The organism is Kitasatospora sp. NPDC093102 (assembly GCF_040683915.1).
GTDB lineage: Bacteria > Actinomycetota > Actinomycetes > Streptomycetales > Streptomycetaceae > Kitasatospora.
The window spans coordinates 1-21,044 of sequence record NZ_JBFBFA010000015.1 but is presented as its reverse complement, the minus strand read 5'-3'; the positions used below and the strand labels follow the sequence as shown (position 1 = coordinate 21,044).

Annotated in this window: 18 protein-coding genes and 1 pseudogene; 10 read left to right on the top strand and 9 right to left on the bottom strand. The window is 72.3% G+C overall.

Annotation, left to right across the window (positions count from 1 at the left end; genetic code table 11):
* Nucleotides 1-18: 18 nt before the first annotated feature.
* Nucleotides 19-519 carry a GNAT family N-acetyltransferase gene (locus AB0O11_RS20620; RefSeq protein ID WP_363388759.1) on the bottom strand — a complete coding sequence of 167 codons (501 nt, stop codon included), beginning with the start codon at nt 517-519 and terminating at the stop codon, nt 19-21.
* A 287-nt stretch (nt 520-806) separates the two neighbouring features.
* On the opposite strand from AB0O11_RS20620, the gene AB0O11_RS20615 reads away from it, so the two are divergent.
* The gene (locus AB0O11_RS20615) at nt 807-2,387 is read left to right on the top strand and encodes an ALF repeat-containing protein (protein WP_363388756.1); all 1,581 of its coding nucleotides are present in this window, start codon (nt 807-809) and stop codon (nt 2,385-2,387) included.
* A 90-nt stretch (nt 2,388-2,477) separates the two neighbouring features.
* Here AB0O11_RS20615 and AB0O11_RS20610 read toward each other — a convergent pair whose 3' ends face one another.
* Entirely contained in the window at nt 2,478-2,672 is a 195-nt protein-coding gene (locus tag AB0O11_RS20610; protein ID WP_363389109.1) for a hypothetical protein, read from the bottom strand.
* A gap of 172 nt (nt 2,673-2,844) precedes the next feature.
* On the opposite strand from AB0O11_RS20610, the gene AB0O11_RS20605 reads away from it, so the two are divergent.
* Genes AB0O11_RS20605 through AB0O11_RS20595 form a run of 3 tightly spaced genes read left to right on the top strand, consistent with a single transcriptional unit; the run spans nt 2,845 to nt 4,986 of the window.
* Complete coding sequence (locus AB0O11_RS20605; protein ID WP_363388753.1) at nt 2,845-3,366, top strand: peptidylprolyl isomerase; 522 nt, start codon at nt 2,845-2,847, stop codon at nt 3,364-3,366.
* Nucleotides 3,367-3,370: 4 nt separating this feature from the next.
* Nucleotides 3,371-3,817, top strand: coding sequence for a hypothetical protein (locus tag AB0O11_RS20600; protein WP_363388750.1), 447 nt, complete (start codon nt 3,371-3,373; stop codon nt 3,815-3,817).
* Between the two features lie 23 nt (nt 3,818-3,840).
* Nucleotides 3,841-4,986, top strand: a complete 1,146-nt coding sequence (locus AB0O11_RS20595; protein ID WP_363388748.1) for a hypothetical protein — start codon at nt 3,841-3,843, stop codon at nt 4,984-4,986.
* A 96-nt stretch (nt 4,987-5,082) separates the two neighbouring features.
* On the opposite strand, the gene AB0O11_RS20590 is transcribed toward AB0O11_RS20595, so the two are convergent.
* Both AB0O11_RS20590 and AB0O11_RS20585 read right to left on the bottom strand, forming a co-directional pair.
* On the bottom strand, nt 5,083-6,189 hold the full coding sequence (locus AB0O11_RS20590; RefSeq protein WP_363388745.1) for an RICIN domain-containing protein: 1,107 nt from the start codon (nt 6,187-6,189) through the stop codon (nt 5,083-5,085).
* 47 nt (nt 6,190-6,236) lie between these two features.
* Nucleotides 6,237-7,358, bottom strand: a complete 1,122-nt coding sequence (locus tag AB0O11_RS20585; protein ID WP_363388743.1) for an alpha/beta hydrolase-fold protein — start codon at nt 7,356-7,358, stop codon at nt 6,237-6,239.
* Nucleotides 7,359-7,544: 186 nt separating this feature from the next.
* On the opposite strand from AB0O11_RS20585, the gene AB0O11_RS20580 reads away from it, so the two are divergent.
* The 3 genes from AB0O11_RS20580 (at nt 7,545) to AB0O11_RS20570 (ending at nt 9,934) form a co-directional block, all read left to right on the top strand.
* Nucleotides 7,545-8,528: a helix-turn-helix transcriptional regulator gene (locus AB0O11_RS20580; protein ID WP_363388740.1), complete on the top strand. Its 984-nt coding sequence runs from the start codon at nt 7,545-7,547 to the stop codon at nt 8,526-8,528.
* Between the two features lie 59 nt (nt 8,529-8,587).
* Entirely contained in the window at nt 8,588-8,806 is a 219-nt protein-coding gene (locus AB0O11_RS20575) for a DUF397 domain-containing protein (RefSeq protein WP_363388738.1), read from the top strand.
* 147 nt (nt 8,807-8,953) lie between these two features.
* The gene (locus AB0O11_RS20570) at nt 8,954-9,934 is read left to right on the top strand and encodes an AraC family transcriptional regulator (protein WP_363388735.1); all 981 of its coding nucleotides are present in this window, start codon (nt 8,954-8,956) and stop codon (nt 9,932-9,934) included.
* Between the two features lie 2 nt (nt 9,935-9,936).
* On the opposite strand, the pseudogene AB0O11_RS20565 reads toward AB0O11_RS20570, so the two are convergent.
* Nucleotides 9,937-10,596: pseudogene (locus tag AB0O11_RS20565) on the bottom strand (alpha/beta hydrolase); the annotation flags it as partial.
* A gap of 144 nt (nt 10,597-10,740) precedes the next feature.
* Between AB0O11_RS20565 and AB0O11_RS20560 the strand changes: the two are divergent.
* Together AB0O11_RS20560 and AB0O11_RS20555 are read left to right on the top strand one after the other, a co-directional pair.
* The gene (locus AB0O11_RS20560) at nt 10,741-11,991 is read left to right on the top strand and encodes a transposase (RefSeq protein ID WP_363388732.1); all 1,251 of its coding nucleotides are present in this window, start codon (nt 10,741-10,743) and stop codon (nt 11,989-11,991) included.
* Between the two features lie 611 nt (nt 11,992-12,602).
* On the top strand, nt 12,603-14,045 hold the full coding sequence (locus AB0O11_RS20555; RefSeq protein ID WP_363388729.1) for a helix-turn-helix domain-containing protein: 1,443 nt from the start codon (nt 12,603-12,605) through the stop codon (nt 14,043-14,045).
* Nucleotides 14,046-14,282: 237 nt separating this feature from the next.
* On the opposite strand, the gene AB0O11_RS20550 is transcribed toward AB0O11_RS20555, so the two are convergent.
* Both AB0O11_RS20550 and AB0O11_RS20545 read right to left on the bottom strand, forming a co-directional pair.
* Entirely contained in the window at nt 14,283-15,527 is a 1,245-nt protein-coding gene (locus AB0O11_RS20550; RefSeq protein WP_363388726.1) for an MFS transporter, read from the bottom strand.
* A 114-nt stretch (nt 15,528-15,641) separates the two neighbouring features.
* Nucleotides 15,642-16,289, bottom strand: a complete 648-nt coding sequence (locus tag AB0O11_RS20545; protein WP_363388723.1) for a helix-turn-helix domain-containing protein — start codon at nt 16,287-16,289, stop codon at nt 15,642-15,644.
* Between the two features lie 186 nt (nt 16,290-16,475).
* On the opposite strand from AB0O11_RS20545, the gene AB0O11_RS20540 reads away from it, so the two are divergent.
* Nucleotides 16,476-19,628 (top strand): BTAD domain-containing putative transcriptional regulator, encoded by a 3,153-nt coding sequence (locus AB0O11_RS20540; protein ID WP_363388720.1) that lies wholly within the window; start codon nt 16,476-16,478, stop codon nt 19,626-19,628.
* Here AB0O11_RS20540 and AB0O11_RS20535 read toward each other — a convergent pair.
* Both AB0O11_RS20535 and AB0O11_RS20530 read right to left on the bottom strand, forming a co-directional pair.
* Nucleotides 19,615-19,962 (bottom strand): hydroxyisourate hydrolase, encoded by a 348-nt coding sequence (locus AB0O11_RS20535; RefSeq protein WP_363388717.1) that lies wholly within the window; start codon nt 19,960-19,962, stop codon nt 19,615-19,617. The two genes, AB0O11_RS20540 and AB0O11_RS20535, sit on opposite strands and share 14 nt — an antisense overlap.
* Nucleotides 19,956-21,044: alpha/beta fold hydrolase (locus tag AB0O11_RS20530; protein ID WP_363388714.1), on the bottom strand; the 1,089-nt coding region annotated here is incomplete at its 5' end. The genes AB0O11_RS20535 and AB0O11_RS20530, both read right to left, overlap by 7 nt.

Sequence of the window (21,044 nt, the reverse complement as noted above, 5' to 3'; positions counted from 1 at the left end):
CGAGTTGTTCCAGAGGGCTCAGGTCAGTTGTTTGTGCATGACGATGCAGGGGCGGCCGTGCTGGACGTCGGGACGGCGGTCGATCTCCTGCCAGCCCATTGAGTTCCAGAAGGCCGAAGCCGTCGGGTTGTTCTCCAGGACGGCGAGGCGGATGCCGTCTCGGCCCTGGCCGCGGAACCGGTCCTCGACCAGATCCACCAGGAGCCGACCGATGCCCCGCCGGTGCTGATTCCCGTGCACGATCAGCAGTCCGATCCAGGGATGCCCGTCTCCGGGGTGTTTGTGCAGCAGGGAGACCAGGCCTGCGGTCCGGCCCTCGGTGTCGCGGGCCAGCAGGACCTCGCAGCCTTCGGTATCGGCTTCCTCGCGCAGGTCGGCTTCCACCCGGCCGGTCGGAATGTTCTCGGGGTCGTACTCGCCGGCGGCGCGGCAGTATTCGGGATTGCTCGCGTAGATGCCGACGATTTCGGCGATTTCGTCCGGAGAGAAACGGAGTGGGGAAAGAGACAGTGCGGACATGCGGGCAAGGGTAGCCAGCCGTGCCCGCTGTCTGCGTCAGCGTGCGAGGGGCCCAGTTGCTGCGGCCTTCGTCCCAGCGCGGGAAGCAGTGGACGGGCGAGCCCCGTCTCGTAGCGCCCCGGGCGGGCGGGGGGGTGCGTGGCGACGTGGTGTGACATGCCGTCGGCCGGGGAGGCCGAGAGGCCGGCACAAAAATTGGTATGGCAATCGTAAAAGTGGATCTATGCTGTCGGTCGTTCATGATCCCTTCACACGAAGCAGGTTTGCTCTCGATGAAGCTGCCCCGGGTGTCCGCTGTCGTCGCGGCCGCGGTCCTGGCCCCCGCCGTCCTCTTCCCCGCCACGGCCTCGGCCGCCGACGCCCCGAAGCCGACCGGCGTCTCCGGTCCCGACACCGGGTCGGACTCCGTCAAGGACGCCGCGCCCGAGGACGGCGACGGGCAGGAGCAGCGTGACCGTGCCGAGGTCGAGCGCATCCTCGCGGACTCGCCCAGCTGGTCCAAGGTGCGCGAGAACGCGGCGAAGGCCCTCAAGGGCGGCGCCGCCGAGCTGCGGCACTTCCTGACGGTCGAGCTGGACGAGAGCCGGCAGACCGACAACCGGGTGAGGGTCGCCCAGATCGAGGACCGCGGCGGCCCGGCCGTGAAGAAGGCCGCAGACCAGGCGCTGCGAGGCACCTACCAGGACGTCCTCGACTTCCTGGCGACCGGCCAGTACACGGCCCGTGCCGAGGACGAGGACCGCGCCAAGGTCGAGGCGATCCTCGCCGACCCGCAGACCGGCCGCGGCGTGCGCGAGGCGGCTGAGAAGGCCCTCAAGGGCGGCGCCGCCGAGCTGCGCCACTTCCTGGAGGTCGAACTCGCCGAGAAGCAGCGGCCCGACAACCTGGTGCGCCTCACCCGGATCGCGGACGGCGCCGAAGGGGCCGGCCCGGCGCTGCGCCTGGCCGCCGCCAAGGCCCTGGACGGCACCTACCAGGACGTCCTCGACTTCCTGGCGACCGGCCAGTTCGCCGCCCGCGCCGAGGACGAGGACCGCGCCAAGGTCGAGGCGATCCTCGCCGACCCGCAGACCGGCCCCGGCGTGCGCGAGGCGGCCGAGAAGGCCCTCAAGGGCGGCGCCGCCGAACTGCGCCACTTCCTGGAGACCGAGCTGCCCAAGCAGCGCGGCGACGACAACCGGGTCAAGCTCGCCCAGCTCATGAACACCGGCGGCCCGGCCGTGCGCGAGGCGGCCGGCAAGGCGCTGGACGCCGGCACCGACGAGGCCGTCGAGGCCTTCCTCAACGGCGGCTTCGCCAAGGCCCAGTTCGAGGACGACCGGGTCGAGGTGCTGCGCGTCATCGCCGACCCGGCGACCGGCCCGCACACCGCCGCGGCCGCCCAGAAGGCGATGGACGGCACCGCCGCCGACGTGCGGCGCTTCCTGACCACCGAACTGCCCGCGCTGCGCGCCGGCGACAACCGGCTCAAGGTCTCGCAGATCGCCGAGACCGGCGGCCCGGAGGTGCACAAGGCCGCCCTGGCCGCGCTGGAGGGCAGCGACGCGGACATCACGGCCTTCCTCAAGGAGGGCTGGGCCAAGGCCCGCGCCGAGGACGAGGCCGCGGCGGTCAAGCCCGGCAACGGCAACGGCACGGGCACCGACGGTTCCGGGCAGCAGCCGCAGACCGTCCAGCCCGCCGGCCTCACCGAGACCACCGGCACCGGGACCACCACCACCCGTACGGGCACCGGCACCACCGGCTCCGGCGCGCTCGCCTCCACCGGCAGCGACGGGCTCGGCTGGGAGGCCGGCGGCGCCGCCGCGGCCCTCGCCGCGGGCGCGGCGCTGGTCGTGGCCGCCCGCCGCCGCTCCACCGAGAGCTGACACCCCCTCGCGTCCCCGGCCGCCACGCACCCCGGCGGCCGGGGACGCGCCGCGTCCCGACGGCCCCGCCGCTCGTGCCCGGACGGCGGCTCAGTCACCGTCCCCACCGCTGTTCTCCACCCGGCGCGGCCGGTTGCGCTGGTAGCTGCGCACCGCCTTCCCCGCGCCGAGGGTGAGGGCCGCGACCACCCGGGTCCAGCGCGGCCCGCCCCGGTCGGCCCACACCACGCAGCCGCACCCCGCGACGACCAGGACCAGCACCCCCACCAGAACCGCACCGACCATCGCGGCCACCCGCCCTTCTCCCGACGTCCTGCTCCGTGTGACGTGCGGATCGTCCCACCCGGTTCGGCCGGGAAGCCGTCGGCTGTGCCAGGATGCGGTAACCGAACGGCCCTGGTCACCTCACCGGCCGTACACGACCCCGCCCGCCAGCCGCACCCCGAGGAGTCACCCCGTGGCCACTGCCCGGTTCGCCACCCTGCACACCACGGCGGGCCCGATCCGCCTGGAGCTGTTCCCGTTCCACGCGCCGAAGACGGTCCGCAACTTCGCCGAACTCGCCGAGGGCACCCGGGAGTACACCGACCCGCGCACCGGCGAGCCGGGCCAGGGCCCGTACTACGACGGCACGCTCTTCCACCGGGTGATCGCGGGCTTCATGATCCAGGGCGGCGACCCGACCGGCACCGGCACCGGCGGCCCGGGCTACTCCTTCGCCGACGAGTTCCACCCGGAGCTGTTCTTCACCAAGCCGTACCTGCTCGCGATGGCCAACGCCGGCCCGGGCACCAACGGCTCGCAGTTCTTCATCACGGTGGGCACCCCCACCCACCTCAACCGCCGCCACACCATCTTCGGCCAGGTCGCCGACGCCGCCTCCAAGGCCGTGGTCGACGCGATCGCCGCCACCCCCACCGAGGCCGAGCGCCCGGTCGAGGACGTGGTGATCACCTCCGTCGAGATCGAGCACTCCTGACCCGTTGACTGCTGACCCGGTGACCGCCGTGCAGGGCGTGTTCCCTCCCCGCCCGGTCCGCGGTGTGCGGGCCCGTTACGTCCACCAGACCAGCTGCCCGGGCGACGTCGCGATCGTCACCGTGGACTTCGAGCCCTGGGAGGAGGGCCTGCACATCGAGTCCGCCCCGGACGCCACGGTCGACGGCGACCCGGAGCCCGGGGAGACGGAGCGCTTCCACACCGCCCTGGCCGAGGGCGTACGCGCCGGGCTGGCCGGGCAACTGCCCGGCGTCCCGGTGGCGTTGGCGCTCGTGGTGCACCACACCGTCGTGCACCCGGTCGACTCGCGCGAGCACTCCTTCCGTACCGCCGGCCGCCTGGCGGTACGCGAGGCGCCGGCCCTCCTGGACGGCGGAACGAGCGCGACAAGGGGCCGCCGCCCGCCCTCCGGGCGGACGACGGGGGTTTGAAGACGGACCCTAGGCTTCGGCCGGTGACAGAGACACACCCCGTCGCGCTCGCCCCCGCCTGGGCGGTGCTGACCTCGGCCACCGAAGTCGACCGCGCAACAGGCTCCTCCTGGCTGACCGGACTCGGCTCCAACCGTGCCGCGCCCGCCGACCTGCTCCTGCGGCTCCTGGACGCCGGCCGGCACTGGTTCCTGTACCGCGAGGACCTGCCCGACGCCGTCCTGGACGCCGCGGTCGTCCACCCGGCCCGGCAGGTCCGCCTCACCGCCGCCGAGGCCGGTCACCTGTCACCGGCTCAGTGGGACCGGCTCATCGCCGCTTCGCCCGGGGCGGCCCGGCGCGGGCTGTTCACGGAGCTCGCCGAGCAGCACCTGAAGGCCCGGGCACGGCCGGGCGGCGGCCGCGGCATCGCAAGCGCCCCGCACCCCGACGCCGTGCCGCCCACCACCCCCGACGAGATCGCCGCGATGGCCGCCGAGGTCCCCGACATCGAGCCCGGGGACGTCACGACGGGCCTGTGGTGGATCGGAGCCCTGCACGAGGACGCCGCGGCCATGCGCCGACTCGCGGCCTGCCCGAAGCTGCTGGTCCGCCGCAGCGTCGCCAGGGCACCCCGCCTGCCCGCGGACGTCGTGGCCCTGCTCGCCCGGGACGAGGACCGCGTGGTGCGGCTCTTCCTGGCCGAGTCCTGCGACGACGCCCCGCCCGGGATGCTGCTGGAGGTGGCGGCGTGGTGGGACGGCAGCCTCTCCTTCCCCGGCCGCCCCCGCAACCACCCCAACTTCCCCCGCGACGGCCTGCTGCGCCTCGCCGCCGACCCGAACCCGCGCCTGCGGGCGCTCGCGCTCGACGACCCGGCCTCCACCGCCGCCCACGCCGAACAGCTGAGCCGGGACCCCGACCCGAGGGTCCGCTGCGCCGTGGCCAGGGACCCTCGGACCGCCCCCGAGGCCCTGGTCCGGCTGTCCGCCGACCCCGATCGGGGCGTGCGGGAAACCGCTTCGACCAACCCGGCGCTGCCCGCGGACGAGCTGGTGACGCGCCTGCTCGATCCGCACTGCGCCGAAGTCGCCGAAACCGCCGCCCGGAACCCCGCCGTCCCGGTCGCGGTCATGCACCACATGGTCACCCTCGCGACCGCGCACGCCGACGCTCCGGGGAGCGGGTGAGCCTCCGAAGGCCGTCGCCGGGCGGTCGAGGCGGCGGAAACGCGGGGCCGCCGCCCGGTGTGAACGCGGGCGGCGGCCGAGGAATTGACAGGTTCGTCAGGCGCAGGTGGTGAAGGTCGGGCTGGTGTTGGCGATGTAGAGGGTCGCGCCGCCGCTCGGGTCGGAGGTGAGCGGGACGGTGACGGTGTCGTCGGCGGTCCACGGGATGCCGCGGGCGTCGAAGGTCCAGGTGCCGGTGACCTTGCGGGCGAGCTCGGCCAGGGTGACCCAGCCGTACTCCTGCGGCGGGACGTTGACGGTGACGCTGTTGTTGACGGTGGTCGAGCCCTGCCAGACGTTGCTGTAGTTGACCTGGGTGGAGACCTCCGCCTTGAAGACGTCCCCAGGCGCCGCGCCGCCGATGTTCGCCCCGATCTGGCCGCCGAGGGTGCTGGACCAGCCGCTCATGGTGGTGACCGCGAAGTTCTGCTGGGCGGCGCTGCTGGTGTTGTTGAACCAGACCGAGGAGACGCAGACCTTGGGCAGCGGCGCCGCGGGGGCCTCGCTCTTCACGGCCCAGGAGCAGGAGCCGGGGTCCTTCTGGCACTGCTTGGCGGCGTGGTCGAGGGCCAGACTGCGGGCGGCCGCCGGGAAGCCGGTGGACCACTGCTGGTTGACGGTGCCGTTGCAGGCGTACTGGTCGGTCCAGGCGTCGTCGTACTGGGCGCCGGCCAGCAGGTCCAGGCAGGTGTTGTCGCCCGCGTGGCGGATCATGAAGGCGTCGGCGGCGCCGCCCGGAGCCGGCTGCAGGAACCAGCGCTGGCTGGCCTGCCCGGCGCAGGTCTGCTGGCGCAGGGCCGGGACGAACCAGGCGGCCAGGTCGATGCACTTGCCGGTGTCGTTGTTGACGATGGTGAAGGTGTAGTCCGAGGGGTCGACGTTCAGCCGCCAGGACTGGTGGTAGCCGGGCGCGGAGTTGGTGACGATGTAGGCGCCGTCGCCCGTGTTGCCGTTCTGGACGTCGAGTTGGCGCCCGTTGCTGAGCGACTTGACGGACAGGCACTGCTGCGGCGTGGTGCAGGCGGCGAGCGGGGCGGGCGCCGGGGCCGGGGTGGCGTGCGCGGGCGCGGCGGTCAGGCCCAGGGCGGCGCAACACGTCACCAGGAGGGCCGCGAGCAGGCGCAGCCAGGGCGCGGTGCGGCCAAGGGGCGTGGTGGCGGGCAAGGGTGGTGTCCTTTCGTCGGGGGAGAGGTGCGGGAGAGGGGCGGCGTTCAGGAGGCGGCGGCGAACGCCGCCTCCAGGCGCGGGACGTAGTCCGCGAGGTCCTGCGCCCAGCAGCCCGGGGTGTGGCCGCCGTGGCAGTCGGTGCCCCAGCCGGCGCCGTTGCCGTAGTCGACGTAGCGGTACGGCAGCCCGAGCGCGTCCAGGCGGTCCTTGACGCGCTTGGCGGTGCCCTCGGCCCAGAACTCCATGTCGGCGGGGTTGCCGTTGCCGTTGCCGGTGTAGACGGCGATGCCGGTGCCGGCGAGCAGGCCCAGGCGCGAGGCCGGGTCGGCGGCGTTCCAGCGCCAGTCGGCGTTGAACACCGGGTACGGGCTGCCGAAGATCGCGTCGCTGGAGACGGTGGGGCCGAAGTTCAGGCCGCAGGGGTGGCCGTCGCTGGGGCCGCAGAGCACGGTGCCGGCGTTGGTCAGGGTGGCGACGACGGCGCCGCGGATGATCATCTCGTCGGTGGACAGGTCGTTGGCGCCGGACATGGTGAGGACCTGGCCGAACAGGTCGGGGCGGTCCTGGGCGTAGTGCAGGGCGCCGAAGCCGCCCATGGACAGCCCGCCGACGGCCCGGTGGGCGCGGTCGGTGCGGGTGCGCAGGTTGGCGTCGACGAACGGGAGGACCTGGGTGAGGTGGAAGGTCTCCCAGTTCTGCGCGCCGGCGGCGGTGTTCTGGTCGAGCCAGTCGGTGTACCAGCCGCGCAGGCCGCCGTCCGGGATGACGGTGATCATCGACTGGGCGGCGGTCAGCGCGGGGTAGGCCAGCGCCGGGTCGCCCGGGTTGTCCGAGGCGCCGTGCAGGAAGTACAGCACCGGGTAGCGCTTGTCGGGGTGGGCCGCGTAGTCGGCGGGCAGCAGGATGCGGATGGTGTGCGGCCCGGCGACCTGGGGGGTGGTGACGGTGATGACGAAGTTGGTGGCGCTGCCGGTGGCGGCGCCGACCTGGGTCAGCCCGAAGCCGTCGCTCAGCGGCGGCGGCCCGTCGGCCTCCGCGCCCACGGCGGGACCGGTGACGGCGGAACCGGCCGCCGTGGCGGGCACGGCGGGTGCGGCGAGCGGGAGCAGGCAGGCGGCCAGGGCGGCGAGAGCCGCGCGGGCGCGCCGGAGCCGGGCAGGGGTCATGGGCGTCCTCGGCCTTCCGTGATCTGACTGATCGCCGACAACTCTTGCGAGCGGCCCCGCCCGGACGCCAGAGCACCCGGCGGCGCACCTGGGCCACTGGCGCATGTGCGCCGCCGGCGCGGGTAGCCTCCCCCGGCCCCGCCCGGGACATGACACGGCGGCGGGACACGATGACTGGGGGGCGTCGTGCACGACGTGCTGGAACCGGACTCCGAGCGCGGCCGCGTCTACCACAGCCTGGTCGGCCGGCCACGGGCCCGCGTGCCCGAACTCGCACGCGAGAGCGGCCTGGACGAGGAGGCCGTCCTGGCCGTGCTGCGCGACCTCGCCGACGAGGGCGTCGCGGTGGCCTTCGACACCACCGACAGCGCCGACGACCGCGACCACGCCTGGGAGGCCCTGCCGCCCGCCCGGGTGGTCGAGGCGGTACTGCAGCACGACGCGCTGCGCCAGGCCACCGCCCGCCGGGCCGGCGCCGAACTGGAACGGCTCTACCGCTTCGCCCGCCGCGACACCGGCAGCTACGGCGCGCTGGAGGTGGTGGAGGACCCCGCCGGGGTACTGGCCGCCAGCCGCCGCCTCCAGCTGGCCGCCCGCCACCAGGTGCGGGTCATCGACGTGCCGCCGTACTCCGGAAGCCACGCCCACTACCTCGACCAGGAGGTGCTCCAGCGCCGCCGGATGGCCGCGGGCGTCGTCTACCGCGTGATCTACCAGGGCTGCGCCTTCCAGGACCCGGTGGTCGGGCCCAACATGGCCCGGATGGTCGAGGCGGGGGAGCAGGCCCGCACCCTGGACGAGCCGCCGCTCAAGCTCGCCATCGGCGACGACGACCTGGCCATCGTCACCCTGCCCGCCGACGACCGCCCCGGCGTGGTGTCGCTGCTGATCCGCCCCTCCGGCCTGCTGCACGCCCTGACCGCGGTGTTCGAGACGCTGTGGCGCCTGGCGGTGCCTGCCTCCATGGCCGACGTCGACCTGTGCATCGACGAACGCGACCGGCGGATCCTCACATTGATGGCCGGCGGCGCCACCGACGACGCCATCGCCCGCCGGCTGGGGCTGGGGCGGCGCACCGTGGTGCGCCGGGTCTCCACCCTGCTGGCCCACCTGGGTGCCACCACCCGTTTCCAGGCCGGGGTCCAGGCGGCCCGGCGGGGGTGGCTGTAGGCGTCAGTTCGCCCGGCTGATGCGGATTTCGCGGTCGCCGAGGGGGAGGGCGAGGAGGAGTGTTCCCGGTGAGTCGCGAGTACCACAGCGTCAAGTGGCGCAAGAGCACATACAGCAACGGCCAAGGCGGTTGCATGGACGTGGCCGCCGGTGTCACCGGCCTCATCCCGGTCCGTGACAGCAAGGACCCTCACGGCCCGGCTCTCCGTTTCACTCCTGAGGCTTGGCGGTCCTTCGTCGCGGGTGTCCAGGCCGGCGACTTACCGGCCGGTTCCTGAAGCGGTTGTACCGGGCGGTCCCGCGGAGTGCGCGGGGCCGCCCGGCCTGTGTGGGCGGAGCACGGCAGCCACCCTGGACATCTGCCGCAGCCGAGGGCGCTCACCGGTGCGGCAGAATTGCCGGAAGCAAACCTTCCGGGAGAGTGTGTGCTGCTGCTCGACCTCAACACCGTGGCGCCCCGCGAGCGCGTGGACGCGTTCCACCACGCACTGACGGATTCTCTGGTGCCCAACGACGTCGCCCACGAGGAGCCGGACACCGGTATCCACGCACGCATGGAACTGTGGCGCGTCGGCGGCCTGGACCTCTTCGCCACCCGGAACTCGGGCTTCGAAGTACGGCGGACGGCCCAGCACGTGCGCCACCACAGGAGCAGCCCCATCGTCTCGGTCTCGCTCCAGCCCCTGGGCGTCCACCGGGCCGAAGTCTCGGGCCGGCAGACACTTCTGGGCTCCGACGACATCTGCGTCTTCCACGAGCTGTCGCCCCGCGTGTACGGCTGGTCCGGCGACGGCGCGTCCCAGGCCATCATGTTCGACATGCACCACCTCGGCGTGCCGGTCGAGGATGTGGTGCGGGCGTCCCGGCAGCTGCGCTCCAGCCCGCTCCACGGCCTGGTGCTGCAGCACCTGCGGGGCCTGTGGCGCGATCCCGGCCGGCTGGAGGCCGATCCCGGTGCGCAGGCCCTGGGGTCCGCCACGACGGAGCTCGTCCGCGCGCTGCTCCTGTCGGCCGCGCACGCCGAAGAGAGCACCGAGGTCAGGTCGACGATGGACGACACCCTGCTCACGCGGATCCTGGCCTACGCACGCTCCCACCTCGCGGACCGCAACCTGACGCCGGAACGGATCGCGGCGGAGCACGCCGTCTCGGTCCGCCGGCTCTACACCCTGCTCAGCGGGGCGGGGATCAGTCTGGAGCAGTGGCTGATCGAGGAGCGGCTCGGCAAGGCCCGGCGCATGCTGGCCTCCAAGCGCTACGACCGCCTGACCATCGCCGCGGTCTCCGCCCGGTGCGGGTTCAGCAGCCCGAGCCACTTCAGCCGCCGTTTCCAGGCAGCCTGCGGGGTGTCCCCGAGCGAGTGGCGGCGGCTCGGCGGCGCCGTCCCCGTGGACGGGCCCGGGTGACCTCATGAATGCAGGGCGGTGTGCAGGGCATCCGTCATCTGAATGCGCGCCGCCTCGGACGCCTCCGTGCCGCGGAGCCGGTCGAACAGGACGAACCCGTGGATCGTGCCGTGGTAACGGGCCGACACGACCGGGACGTCCGCCCGCCTCAGCTGCGCCGCGTACGCCTCGCCCTCGTCACGCAGGACGTCGGCCTCGGCGGTGATGACGAGCGCGGGCGGCAGGCCCACGAGACACCGCACGGGCGCGCGCAGCGGTGAGACGGCGCCCTGCGCGCGGTCCCGCGGGTCCGGCGCGTACTGCTGCCAGTAGTCCCGCATGGCGGCGCGGGTCAGGAAGTACCCTTCCGCGAACTGGCGGTAGGACGGAGTGTCCATCGCCGCGTCGGTCACCGGGCAGACCAGCACCTGGTGACGGAAGCGCGGGCCGCGGCGCGTCCGCGCCACGAGGGTGAGCGCGGCCGCGTGCTGGGCGCCCGCGCTGGCGCCGACCACCGCGATCCTGCTCCCGTCCAGTCCGCATCCCGCGCCGTGCCCGGCGATCCACCGGGCCACGGCGTACGCCCGCTCGACGGCACCCGGGTGGCGGGCGTGCTCCGGTGCGTCGTACTCGGGGACCACCACGGCCGCGTCCGCTCCGAGCACCAGGTCCACCAGCAGCTGCTGATCTGAATTCTTGAGCGTAGACCCCCTGTTTCAGCTGGGGGTTGGCTCTTGCTGTGCTGGAGCCGCGAAGCGGCGCGATTCGCTGCGTTGTCAGTGGCGTGGGTTAGGTTGATTGCAGCTTCCGAAGGGGGGTGTTTCGCAATGTTGTCCGGGCGTCGGTACCGGCTTGAACTCGACTCGGCGCAGGCCGGTTTGTGTGAGATGTTCGGTGACATCTGCCGGGTGGTGTGGAACACCGCGTTGGAGCAGCGGCGGGAGTACCGGCGGCGGGGTGCGTGGATGAACTACGTGCCGCAGGCCGCCGAGCTGGCGGAGGCGAAGCGGGAGTTCCCGTGGCTCGGGGACGCGCCGTCGCATGTGTTGCAGCAGACCCTGCGGGACTTGGACCGGGCGTGCCGTGAGCACGGGACGTTCAGGGTCCGGTGGCGCTCGAAGTCCCGGTGGTCGCCGTCGTTCCGGTTCCCGGCGGGGAACCTGATCGCGGTGGAGCGGATCGGCCGCAGGTGGGGACGGGCGAAGCTCCCGAAGCTAGGCTGGGTGCGCTTTCGCTGGTCGCGGCCGCTGGGCGGACAGGTGCGCTCGGCGACCGTCACCCGGCAGGGACGGCACTGGATGGTGTCGTTCCTGGTGGAAGACGGCAGGAGCACTCCGGATCGGCACGCTCTGCCGGACCGGGTTGTCGGCGTGGACCGGGGTGTGAAGGTGGCCGCGACGACCAGCGACGCCACCTTCCACGACCGCGCATACGTCACCAAAGGCGAGGCGAAACGCCTGCGCCGCCTGCACCAGCAGCTCGCCCGGTGCAGGCGCGGCAGCAACCGCCGCCGGGCCGTGCTGGCGAAGATCAATGCGATCACCGGCCGGGTCCGCCACCGTCGCTCGGACTTCTGCGCGCAGACCGCCCACGCACTGACCACTGCGAACGCGCTGGTGGCGCTGGAAGACCTCCGCACGAGGAACATGACCGCCTCGGCGGCTGGCACCATCGGGCAACCCGGCCGGGGCGTCCGTGCCAAGGCCGGACTCAACCGGGCCATCCTCGACAAGGGCTGGCACCTGCTCGAACGCGCGCTGCGCAACGCTGCGCGTGCCACCGGCACCCGCGTGGTGCTGGTGAATCCCGCGTACACGTCGCAGACCTGCAACGCCTGCGGGCATGTGGATCCGAAGAGCCGTGAGAGCCAAGCGGTCTTCGAGTGCACGGCCTGCGGGCACGGGGACCACGCCGACGTGAACGCCGCGAAGAACATCCTCAGCGCCGCAGGGCATGCGGTGTCAGGGCGTGGAGACCTCGCCACGAGGCGGTCCGTGAAGCGCCAACCACCGGCGACGCGCGCACGCACGGGGCGAAGCCCCCGCGTGGCACGTGCGGCCGGAATTCCCGTGCTTTAGCGCGGGGAGGAAGTCAAGCGCGTGGGCATCGGTCAGCATCCAGCCGAGCCCGTGCAGGTAGAGCACGACCGGCAGCGGCTCACAGGCACCCGCGGGACGGAGGATCCGCACCCGGATGCGGTCCCCGTCCCTTCCCGGTACAGCCAGCCACTCCTCCTCGACATCGGGCTCCTCGCGGCCGCTGCCGTTCCACAGCGCCGCCATGTGTTCCCTCGACGCGAGGCCGTCGGCCTGCGGGGGAGCCGGCCACGGGCAGGACTCGACGAAGGCACGCGTCTGCCGTCCGAGGACGGGCGTCACCCGGGGAACGTGGACGTCTTCGCGCACGGGCACTCCTCCGCAGGGGCGGTTCACCGGCCACTCGCAACGGGCCGCGGGACCAGCCTGGGGCAGTCCCGCACCGGATGCACGACGGCCCGGCCATCCCCGCGGACACAGACAAGAGCCGTGCACCGTGGGGCATCGCCGCGGTGTCACGGTGTCCCAGGGCAAGCGGGACCGGAGCGGATCCGAGCCCCGGGGCCGGTGCGCGGGGAGCCGCCGCCGGGTCCCGGCCCCGCCGGCCCCGCCGGCCCCGCGCCGCACCGGGACGACCACGAAGGAGGACTGCCATGACCGAACAACGGCGGCGAGCCCCCGTCGGCAGTGCCGCGCTGCGAGAACTGATCGAGGAACTCGCGGAGTCGCTCCGCCGGTCCGTGGCCCTGGCCGACCTCTCGGTCGGGGGCATCCGTGCGAGCCGGCACTTCGACGACGCGGACCCGGCACGCGTCCACAGCCTTCTGCAGGGACGGGCGAGCAGCGAAGTCGCCCGTCACGTCCTCGATCAGGGCGTCACCCGGTGGTCCAGGCCGGGATTCGTCGAGGGCCGGGACGATCTCGGGTTGCTCCCCCGCTACTGCGTGCCGCTGCGTGAGCGCGGCCATCTCCTCGGTCTGCTGGTGGTCATCGCACCGGACAGGTCCCTGGCCCCGGGGGAGACCGAGGCCATCGCCCGGGCAACGCCCGCCATCGCCGGCCAGCTGTACGCCGATCACGTCCTGGCCGACGCCGAGAAGACCAGGGAACAGAAGCTTCTTCTGTCGCTGCTGGGATCGAGCCCCGCCGTGCGCGCCGAGTCCCGCCAACGGCTTCTGGACGACGCGCTGCTCCCGGACGCCCCCCACGCGGTGGTCAGCATTGTGCAGGTGGCACGCTCCCAGGTGTCTCCCGGGCAGGTGACGACCGCACTCTCCGGGGCGCTGGAGGGATTCCGGCGTACCCGATCGGCACACGGCGCCTTCGCGGTCACCTCGAACCGGGCCGTCCTGCTCCAGCTCGCCGACCGGCCGTTGACACCGGAAGCACTCCGGGAGCAGTCCCGGCACATCATGGAGGCCCTCGGCGCCCGCCTGGACGCCTCAGCCGTTCCCGTCATCGGCATCGGCGGCCACCAGACGGGTCTCGCCGACGCCCGGACCTCCTACGAGCAGGCACTCGTCGCGGTGCGCGCGGCACGCCGGATGCCCGCACTGAAGGGCATCGGCTCCTGGGAGGAACTCGGTGAGCTCGCCGTGCTCCTGCAACTGCCGGACCGCGCCCTGAACGAGTCACTGCTCCCGAAGCCACTGCGTGCCCTGCTGGAATCCAGCGGCGGACACCGCCTGGAGACGACCCTGCGCTGCTTCCTCGATCAAGCCGGATCGACATCCAGGACCGCCGAAGCACTTCGGATCCACCGCACGTCGCTGCACTACCGGCTGCGGCAGATCCAGGAGATCACCGGGCTCGACCTGGACAACGGAGCGGACCGCATCACCCTGCACCTGGGCCTGCGCATCCGCGAACTCCTCGTATCCCTCGGCGCATCCGGCGACGACGGCCGGCACCAGGCACAGGCCGCCACCCCGGGCGGCGATCTCGTCGGCCGGGCGCCCGGCGCCGAACCGCAGGGCCGGCGCGGCGCGAGCGCCCGCCCGGGACGGCAGGTCCCGCCGCAGCGGACACGCGCCCGACGCGATCAGGCCGGGCAGTCCGTCACGGCTGGTGACCACAGCCGGATCGAAGCTGCTTAGCACTTTGGTGTCAACACCGTTGATGTAGCGCTTTGATCTGGCCTTCAAGCCTTCTTCCATCACCGTGACCTCGACTTCGAGGGCAACGGTGAAGCTGATTCGGTCGCAGTCCAGACCCGGTCGGCTGGCCGCGGCGTCGGCTGGACACACCCGTGGCGGGCAGGTGCGTGGGGGGGGGTGAGGGTGGCTGGTGCGGAGTGGTAGTCGGTGGGGCGGCGGCGATCGTCGAGGATCAAGCTAGGCTTTCCGGTTTTCCCGGAGAGTTCCGCGGTTGAGGACGGCGGCTATGAGGGAGAGGGCCGAGGCTGCTACGACTGTGGTCATCGCCGCCGTGCCGCCGCAGTGTTCCACCACCGTGCCGACGACGATCGGGGCCAGTGAGGCGGCTGCCGTGGCCGAGAGAGCCACGACGCTGATGACCCGGCCCTGGATGCGGGCCGGGGTGGTCGCGGCGATGCGTCCGAAGAGGAGCGAGTTGACGGCCGGAGCCAGGAACAAGCCTGTGGCGAGCGGAGCCACCATCGCCAGGTTGCCGTTCAGGGCGGTACTCGCCACGAGCAGGGTCAGCAGGACGCCCAGGGCCGTGATCAGCAGGCGGTGGAAGGGCAGGAGCCGCTGAATGCGGGCCGCACAGAGGGCGCCGAGGAGGCCACCGATCGCGATGCATCCCTGAGCCAGGCCGAGTGCCCTCGGGCTGTGACCGGCGTCGGTGAGGATCAGCACGGCCGAGAACTGCGCACCGGTGAGGGCGAAGTTGACGGGCGCCGCCATAAGGATCACCGCCCGGAGGAAAGGGCTCGCCACGACATGGCGTAGGCCCTCCAGCATGTCGTGACGCAGCGAAGTCTTGGCGCTCTCCTCCTGCTTCGGGTGGTCGGGCCTGCGGATGAAGGAGACCGCCAGGAACGAGAGCAGATAGCTCAGGGCGTCGAAGAGGAACGGGACCGAGCGGCCGAGCGCATACAGGAAACCGCCCAGCGGGGGGCCGGCCAGGGACGCCCCGTACGAACGTGCCTCGTTCTTGGCGAAGGCCTCTGGAAGCTGCGACTGCGGTACGAGCTGGCTGACGATCGACGTCTCGGCCGCACCGAACAGGACGTCCAGTACGGCGGCGGCTCCCGCGATCGCGAAGATCACCGCGAGCGACGCGTGGTCGAGCAGGATCGCCGTGGCGAGGACCGTGAAGAGGACGGCCCGGCCCGTGTCGCAGACCTGCATGACGCGCTTCCTGTTCCAGCGGTCGGCGACGGCGCCGGCGGGCAGCTGGAAGGTGACCCGGATGACCGCTTGAAGGGTGCCGAGCGCTCCCGCCTGCACGGCGGAACCGTTCAGCGACAGCACGAGCAGCGGGAACGCCAGGACAGACACTGCGGTGCCGAGCTGGGAGACGGTCTGGCCCCCCCACAGCAGGGTGAAGTCCCTGTTCTTACGCAACGGCTTCGTGTCGTCGAGCTTCGTGTCGTCGAGCTTCGCGTCCGTCACGGTCGCTGCCTCGGCTGTCATTGTTCCCCCCGGTTCGGTTGGTTGGTGAGTAGTTGGGTGCGTGGCAGAGCAGGTTTCAGTGGTCTGTTGGTCGGGTGACCGATGTGGCGTGGTTCAGGCGAACGGGTGGGTGAGGATCACTACCTCCATCGCCTCCGCATCTGCCGGGCGGGACTCGGGGTCTTGAAGTCTGTCCCGGTAGCGCATAACCAACTTCTCGATCTCCCCCTGGAGTTCGTCCGCCTCGTTCGGCGTAACCCACCAAACGGTGTGTGACCGTTTGGTTCCGTGGTCGTGCGCCCGGTGTCGTTCAAGCTGGCGTTCCAGCGTCAGGTCGCCGAGGTGTCGGGCCGCCACGGCGTGCTCCCTTCCGGCGGAGGTGCCGGCGGCTGCGCCCTCCACGGACCAGCCGAGCCGGGTGATGCGCCAGGGGCGCGAGCGGCCGGGCATGGGTCCGGCCTCCTCCACGAAGCCGTACTTCGCGAGCTGGCGGAGGTGGAAGGAGCAGGTGGTGGGGGTCTCGTCGATCAGCTCAGCTGCCTGAGTTGCCGTCAGCGCACCCTGGAGCGTCAGGACTTCGATGAGAGCGAGCCGTACAGGGTGGGAGAGCGCCCGCATGGAGGCCGGGTCGGTGAGGCGGCGGGGCGCACTGGAGGGGAAGTCCGGTGTGCGGGCCTCGCCGGCGCGGGCGGGTTGGGCTTCTGCCTCGCCGGATCCGGGCGTCCGGGGGGCTCGCTGCTCGGGTTCGTTCGACTGCGACATGCAATGAGAGTTGTCTCTCGACAGAAGTCTGTCAATAGAACGAACTGCTCTCGCCGTATGCAGGTGGGAGGGTGCGTCGGTATCCGGCCACACCTGCCCACCTTGACCGATCTCCGTTGACCCGTTGACTTGAACATATCTAAAGTTCCCTGCGGCCTGCACGTGTTCCGGGGGGAGTCGAAGATCGTGGTGCAATCCGGACCAGGACCACGACCAGGAGTCGAGTTCCGCATCCTCAGTCCACTGGAGGCGACCGTCGGCTCCACGCCGCTGAACCTCGGCGGCATCCGGCAGCAGACAGTCCTCGCCACCCTCCTCCTCGACGCCAACCGGGTCGTCGGCGTCGACCGCCTCGTCCGCGCCATCTACGAGGAGGCCCCGCCGGCCACGGCCCGCGCCCAGCTCCAGATCAGCGTCTCCGCACTGCGCCGCCTCTTCGGCAACCACGGTGTCTCCGAGGTCATCACCACCCATCCGCAGGGCTACAGGGTCCACGCAGGTGAGGAGAACCTCGACGCCCTCCATTTCCGCGGCCTCGTCGGCAAGGCCCGTAAGCTCCGCGACGCCGGACAGCGGGAGGAGGCCACCGCCGCCTACCGCCAGGCCCTCGGCCTGTGGCGCGGCACCGCCCTCGACGGCATGTTCAGCGAGGTCATCCAGAACGGTGCCAGCGAGCTCACCGAGCAGCGGACCGCCGCCACCGAGGAGTGCATCCAGCTGGAGCTCGCTCTCGGCAAGCACAGCGCGCTCGTCGGCGAACTCATCGGCCTCGTCGACGAGTTCCCGCTCCGCGAACGGCTGCGCGGCCAGCTCATGCTGGCGCTCTACCGCTCCGGCCGCCAGACGGAGGCCCTCCAGGTCTACCGCGACACCCGGCAGTGGATGATCGACGAGCTCGGCGTCGAACCCGACCCGCGCCTCAAGCGGCTCGAACACTCCATCCTCGCCACCGACCCGCGCCTCGACCTGCCCGGCACCCGCAAGGCCGCGGCCCTCGCCGCACCCGAGGTTCCCGAGGCCGCCCCCGCTCCGCTCGTACCGGAGATGCTCCCTGCTGACATCGCCGACTTCACCGGCCGTGAGGACCTCGTCGGCACCATCCGCGACCGTCTGCTCCGCTCCTCCGCGGACCAGTCCCGGCTCGCCGTCCCCATTGTCTCCGCCGTCGGCAAGGCCGGCGTCGGTAAGACCGCCATGGCCGTCCACGTCGCCCACCAGGTCGCCGCCGACTTCCCCGGCGGCCGACTCTTCGCCGACCTGCACGGCGGAGCCCCCGACATGGTCGGGCCCGCCCAGATCCTGGAGCGCTTCCTCCGCGCCCTCGGCGTCAACGGCACCGCGATCCCCGACGGCCTGGAGGAACGGGCCGAGATGTACCGGGCGCTGCTCGCCGAGCGCCGCGTGCTCATCGTCCTCGACAACGTCGCCGGAGAGAGCCAGATCAGACCGCTCCTGCCGGGCAAGGCCGGCTCGGCCGTGATCATCACCAGCCAGCGGCACATCGGCAGCCTCGCCGGAGCCGTCCGCATCGACGTCACCACCTTCGCCCCCGAGCAGTCCGCCGAACTCCTCGCCCGCATCACCGGCGCCGCCCGCGTCGAGGCCGAGCCCGAGGCCACGGCCGACCTCGCCGAACTCTGCGGCCATCTCCCCCTCGCGCTGCGCATCGCCGGCGCCCGGCTCGCCGCCCACTCCCACTGGGAGATCGCCGAGCTGGTCGAGCGCCTGGAGGACGAGACCCGCAGACTCGACGAGCTCAAGTACGCGGACGTCGGCATCCGGGCCAGCCTCTCCCTCACCTACGACAGCGTCAGCGAGGACGCCCGCCGCCTCTTCCGGCGCCTTGCCGTCATCGAGGAGGGCCCGTTCTCCCCCTGGATCGGGATGGCCCTGCTCGACCGCCCCCAGTCCGTCGTACGGGACCTGATCGACGAACTCTCCGACGCCCAGCTCGTCGACGCCGCCCGCCTCGCGACCGGTCACCGAGGCCAGTACCAACTCCACAACCTCATCCGGGTCTTCGCCCGAGAACGGCTCGCCGCCGAGGAGATCGTGGAGGAACGCGAGGCCGCCCTGACCCGGGTGCTCGGCTGCTTCCTCTTCCTGCTGACCGAGGCGAGACACCGCGAGTACGGGCGCGACGTACTGATCCGCAGCCATGACGTACCCCTCTATCCGCTGCCCGACCGGACCGTGGACCGGATCCTGGCCGAGCCTCTCCAATGGTTCTCGCGGGAGCGCCGGATGCTGCTCCCGAGCGTCCGGCAGGCCGCCATGATGGGGCTCACCGAGCACTGCTGGGGCCTTGCCGTCACCGCTGTGACGTTCCTCGAGACCCATGTACGGCTCGACGACTGGCGCGACACCCACGAGGTCGCCCTCGCGGCCGCCCGCAAGGGCGGCGACCGGCTCGGCCAGGCGGCCCTGCTCCACTCCTTCGGCTCGCTCGCCGTGACGAAGCAGAACTTCGCCGCCGCCGGGACCCACTTCCAGCAGTCCGCCGAGATCTTCGACGACATCGGCGACGCGCTCGGCGCTGCCCTCGCCGCCCGCGGCCTGGGCTATCTCGCCCGGGTGCACGGCCGGTCCGACGAGGCCACCGCCCACTACGAGTCCGCCCTCCGCGTCTTCCGCGAGAGCGACGGCTCCGTCGCCGTCGCCTACGTCCTGCACAACCTCGCCCAGCTCAAGCTCGGCAGCGGCGACGAGGACGCGGCCGGACTCTTCCTCGACGAGGCCCTCCGGCTCAGCCGTGAGGGCCGCGGCCGCCGTGTCGAGGCCCAGGTCCTGCACCGGATGGGCCAGACCCGTATGGAGCGCGGCGAGTACGACGACGCCCTGGAGGCCTTCACCCAGGTCCTCGACGTCGTCCGGCTCATCGGCGACCACACCGGCGAGGCCTACGCCCTGCACGGAATCGGCTCCGCCAGGTTCCGCCGCGGCGAGACCGACCAGGCCGCCAACGCCCTGCACCGCGCCCTCATCCTGGCCGAGACCAACGACGAGCGCCTCGTCATGGGCCGGACCCTGGTGACCCTCGGCGAGCTGGCTCTCGCCATCGGGGACACCAACGGGGCCGTGGCCCATCTCCGGCGGGCCCTGCCGCTGTTCCGGCAGATGAAGACCCCCGCCGAGGAGGCCGGGGCGCTGGTCATCCTGCACGCCGCCCACCTGGCCGCCGGCGACCCGGAGGCCGCCGCCGGCGTGCTGGCCGACATGCGCGAGCTGACCGCGACGATGGCCCCCGAGGTCGCGGGACCGGTCCTCGCCCGCCTCTCCGAGTCGGCGCGGGAAGCGGGCGAGGGAGTGGTTCCGGCGGGTGCGGCTACGAGGAGGTGAGGACGGCCGTGTACTGGTGGGGCGAGAAGGTGAGTGTCACCCCGTACCCCACCCCCTCCTCCGAGGCGCGGAAGCCGACCGTCACCTCCGGATAGCCGGGGGTCAGGCCGAGGCCGGCGAAGTACCGGTCGACGTCGAACACGACCCGATAGAGGCCCCGGTGCCCGCCTGCCGCGCCCCACTCCTCGATGAGGCCGTTCCCGTCCGTCCTGCGCTCGGCGAGGAGCACCCACTCGTTGTCGAGGAGGATCTCCAACCTCGCGTGGAGGCCGACGGCGCTTCCGGCGGCGCGTCCGCTGACACTCACCAGTGCTTCGGCGATGACGTTCAGCATGCCTGACCCACCTGCACGTTCTCGTTGTCGCGGTCGTGGTTGTCGTGGCCGGCGCGGACGGTTCCGCGGACGACCTTGGCGACCTTCTCGATGGCGGCAAGTTCCGTCATCATCGCGCCGTGGTCGCCGGGGGTCCGCTCCACGGCGGGCGCGCTCTCGTGCAGCGCCTCCCAGTGGCCAAGGTACTCGGCGAGATCGCGCTCGTTGACCGTGGAGCCCTCCCGGCTGAAAGCCACTTCGTCGCTGACGAACAGCACGGCCGGGGCGGCGGACACCCCGGGACGGTGCCGGAGCATCGCGTCGAGGAGGTGCCCGAGCGTCTCGTACGGCAGCCATTCGTCGAGCCCGACCGAGTCTGCGGGGACTTCGAGCGGCTCGGCGACGCGACGTAGTTCGGCGGCGAGCGCCGCGCGGCTCTCCGGGGCGACGCCCTGGCCGCGTTCCCACAGCTCGGCCGCCCGGACATACAGCTCCACGCCGGGCCGCAGCCGGGCCTCCAGGCGGGGGCCGTGGACCGGCGGCTCCACGAGGAAGACGGTGGCCGTCTCCGTCGCGCCCTGGCGGGCGATCTCGTGGGCGAGGACGCCGCCGAGCGACCAGCCGAGGAGGTGGTACGGACCCTCCGGCTGCACCGACTTGATGGCCTCCCAGTACCGCTCGGCCATCGTCGCGACGTCACTGAGCGGTGGCTCGGACCGGTCCATGCCGACCGCCTGGATGCCGTACGTGGTGCAGTCGGCGCGCAGCAGCCGGGCCAGCTGTCCGTACGCGTTCGGGGTGCCGCCGCTGGCGTGGACGCAGAACAGCTTCGGCAGCGCCGGGTCCGGCTCGCCGGCCGAAAGCCTGTAGACGAGCGGCTCGGCCTCATCCTGCTCCTTCGCGTTCCCGTCCGTCGCGTCGCCACCGAGGGCGGCGGCCAGCTCGGCCGCGGTCTGCCACTGCATGATCTGCCGGACTGTGACGTCGAGGCCGGCGTTCCGCAGGCGCTTGGCGGCTTTGGTGGCGAGGAGGCTGTGGCCGCCGAGGTCGAAGAAGTTGTCGTGGATGCCGAGGTGGGGGGTGGCGAGGGTGTCGGCCCAGAT

Excerpts from the sequence above, each read along its gene's own strand:
- AB0O11_RS20545 (WP_363388723.1), bottom strand. The coding sequence starts at position 16,289 with ATGTCGCAGTCGAACGAACCCGAGCAGCGAGCCCCCCGGACGCCCGGA.
- AB0O11_RS20560 (WP_363388732.1), top strand. The coding sequence starts at position 10,741 with ATGTTGTCCGGGCGTCGGTACCGGCTTGAACTCGACTCGGCGCAGGCC.
- AB0O11_RS20610 (WP_363389109.1), bottom strand. The coding sequence starts at position 2,672 with ATGGTCGGTGCGGTTCTGGTGGGGGTGCTGGTCCTGGTCGTCGCGGGG.
- AB0O11_RS20555 (WP_363388729.1), top strand. The coding sequence starts at position 12,603 with ATGACCGAACAACGGCGGCGAGCCCCCGTCGGCAGTGCCGCGCTGCGA.
- AB0O11_RS20585 (WP_363388743.1), bottom strand. The coding sequence starts at position 7,358 with ATGACCCCTGCCCGGCTCCGGCGCGCCCGCGCGGCTCTCGCCGCCCTG.
- AB0O11_RS20535 (WP_363388717.1), bottom strand. The coding sequence starts at position 19,962 with ATGCTGAACGTCATCGCCGAAGCACTGGTGAGTGTCAGCGGACGCGCC.
- AB0O11_RS20620 (WP_363388759.1), bottom strand. The coding sequence starts at position 519 with ATGTCCGCACTGTCTCTTTCCCCACTCCGTTTCTCTCCGGACGAAATC.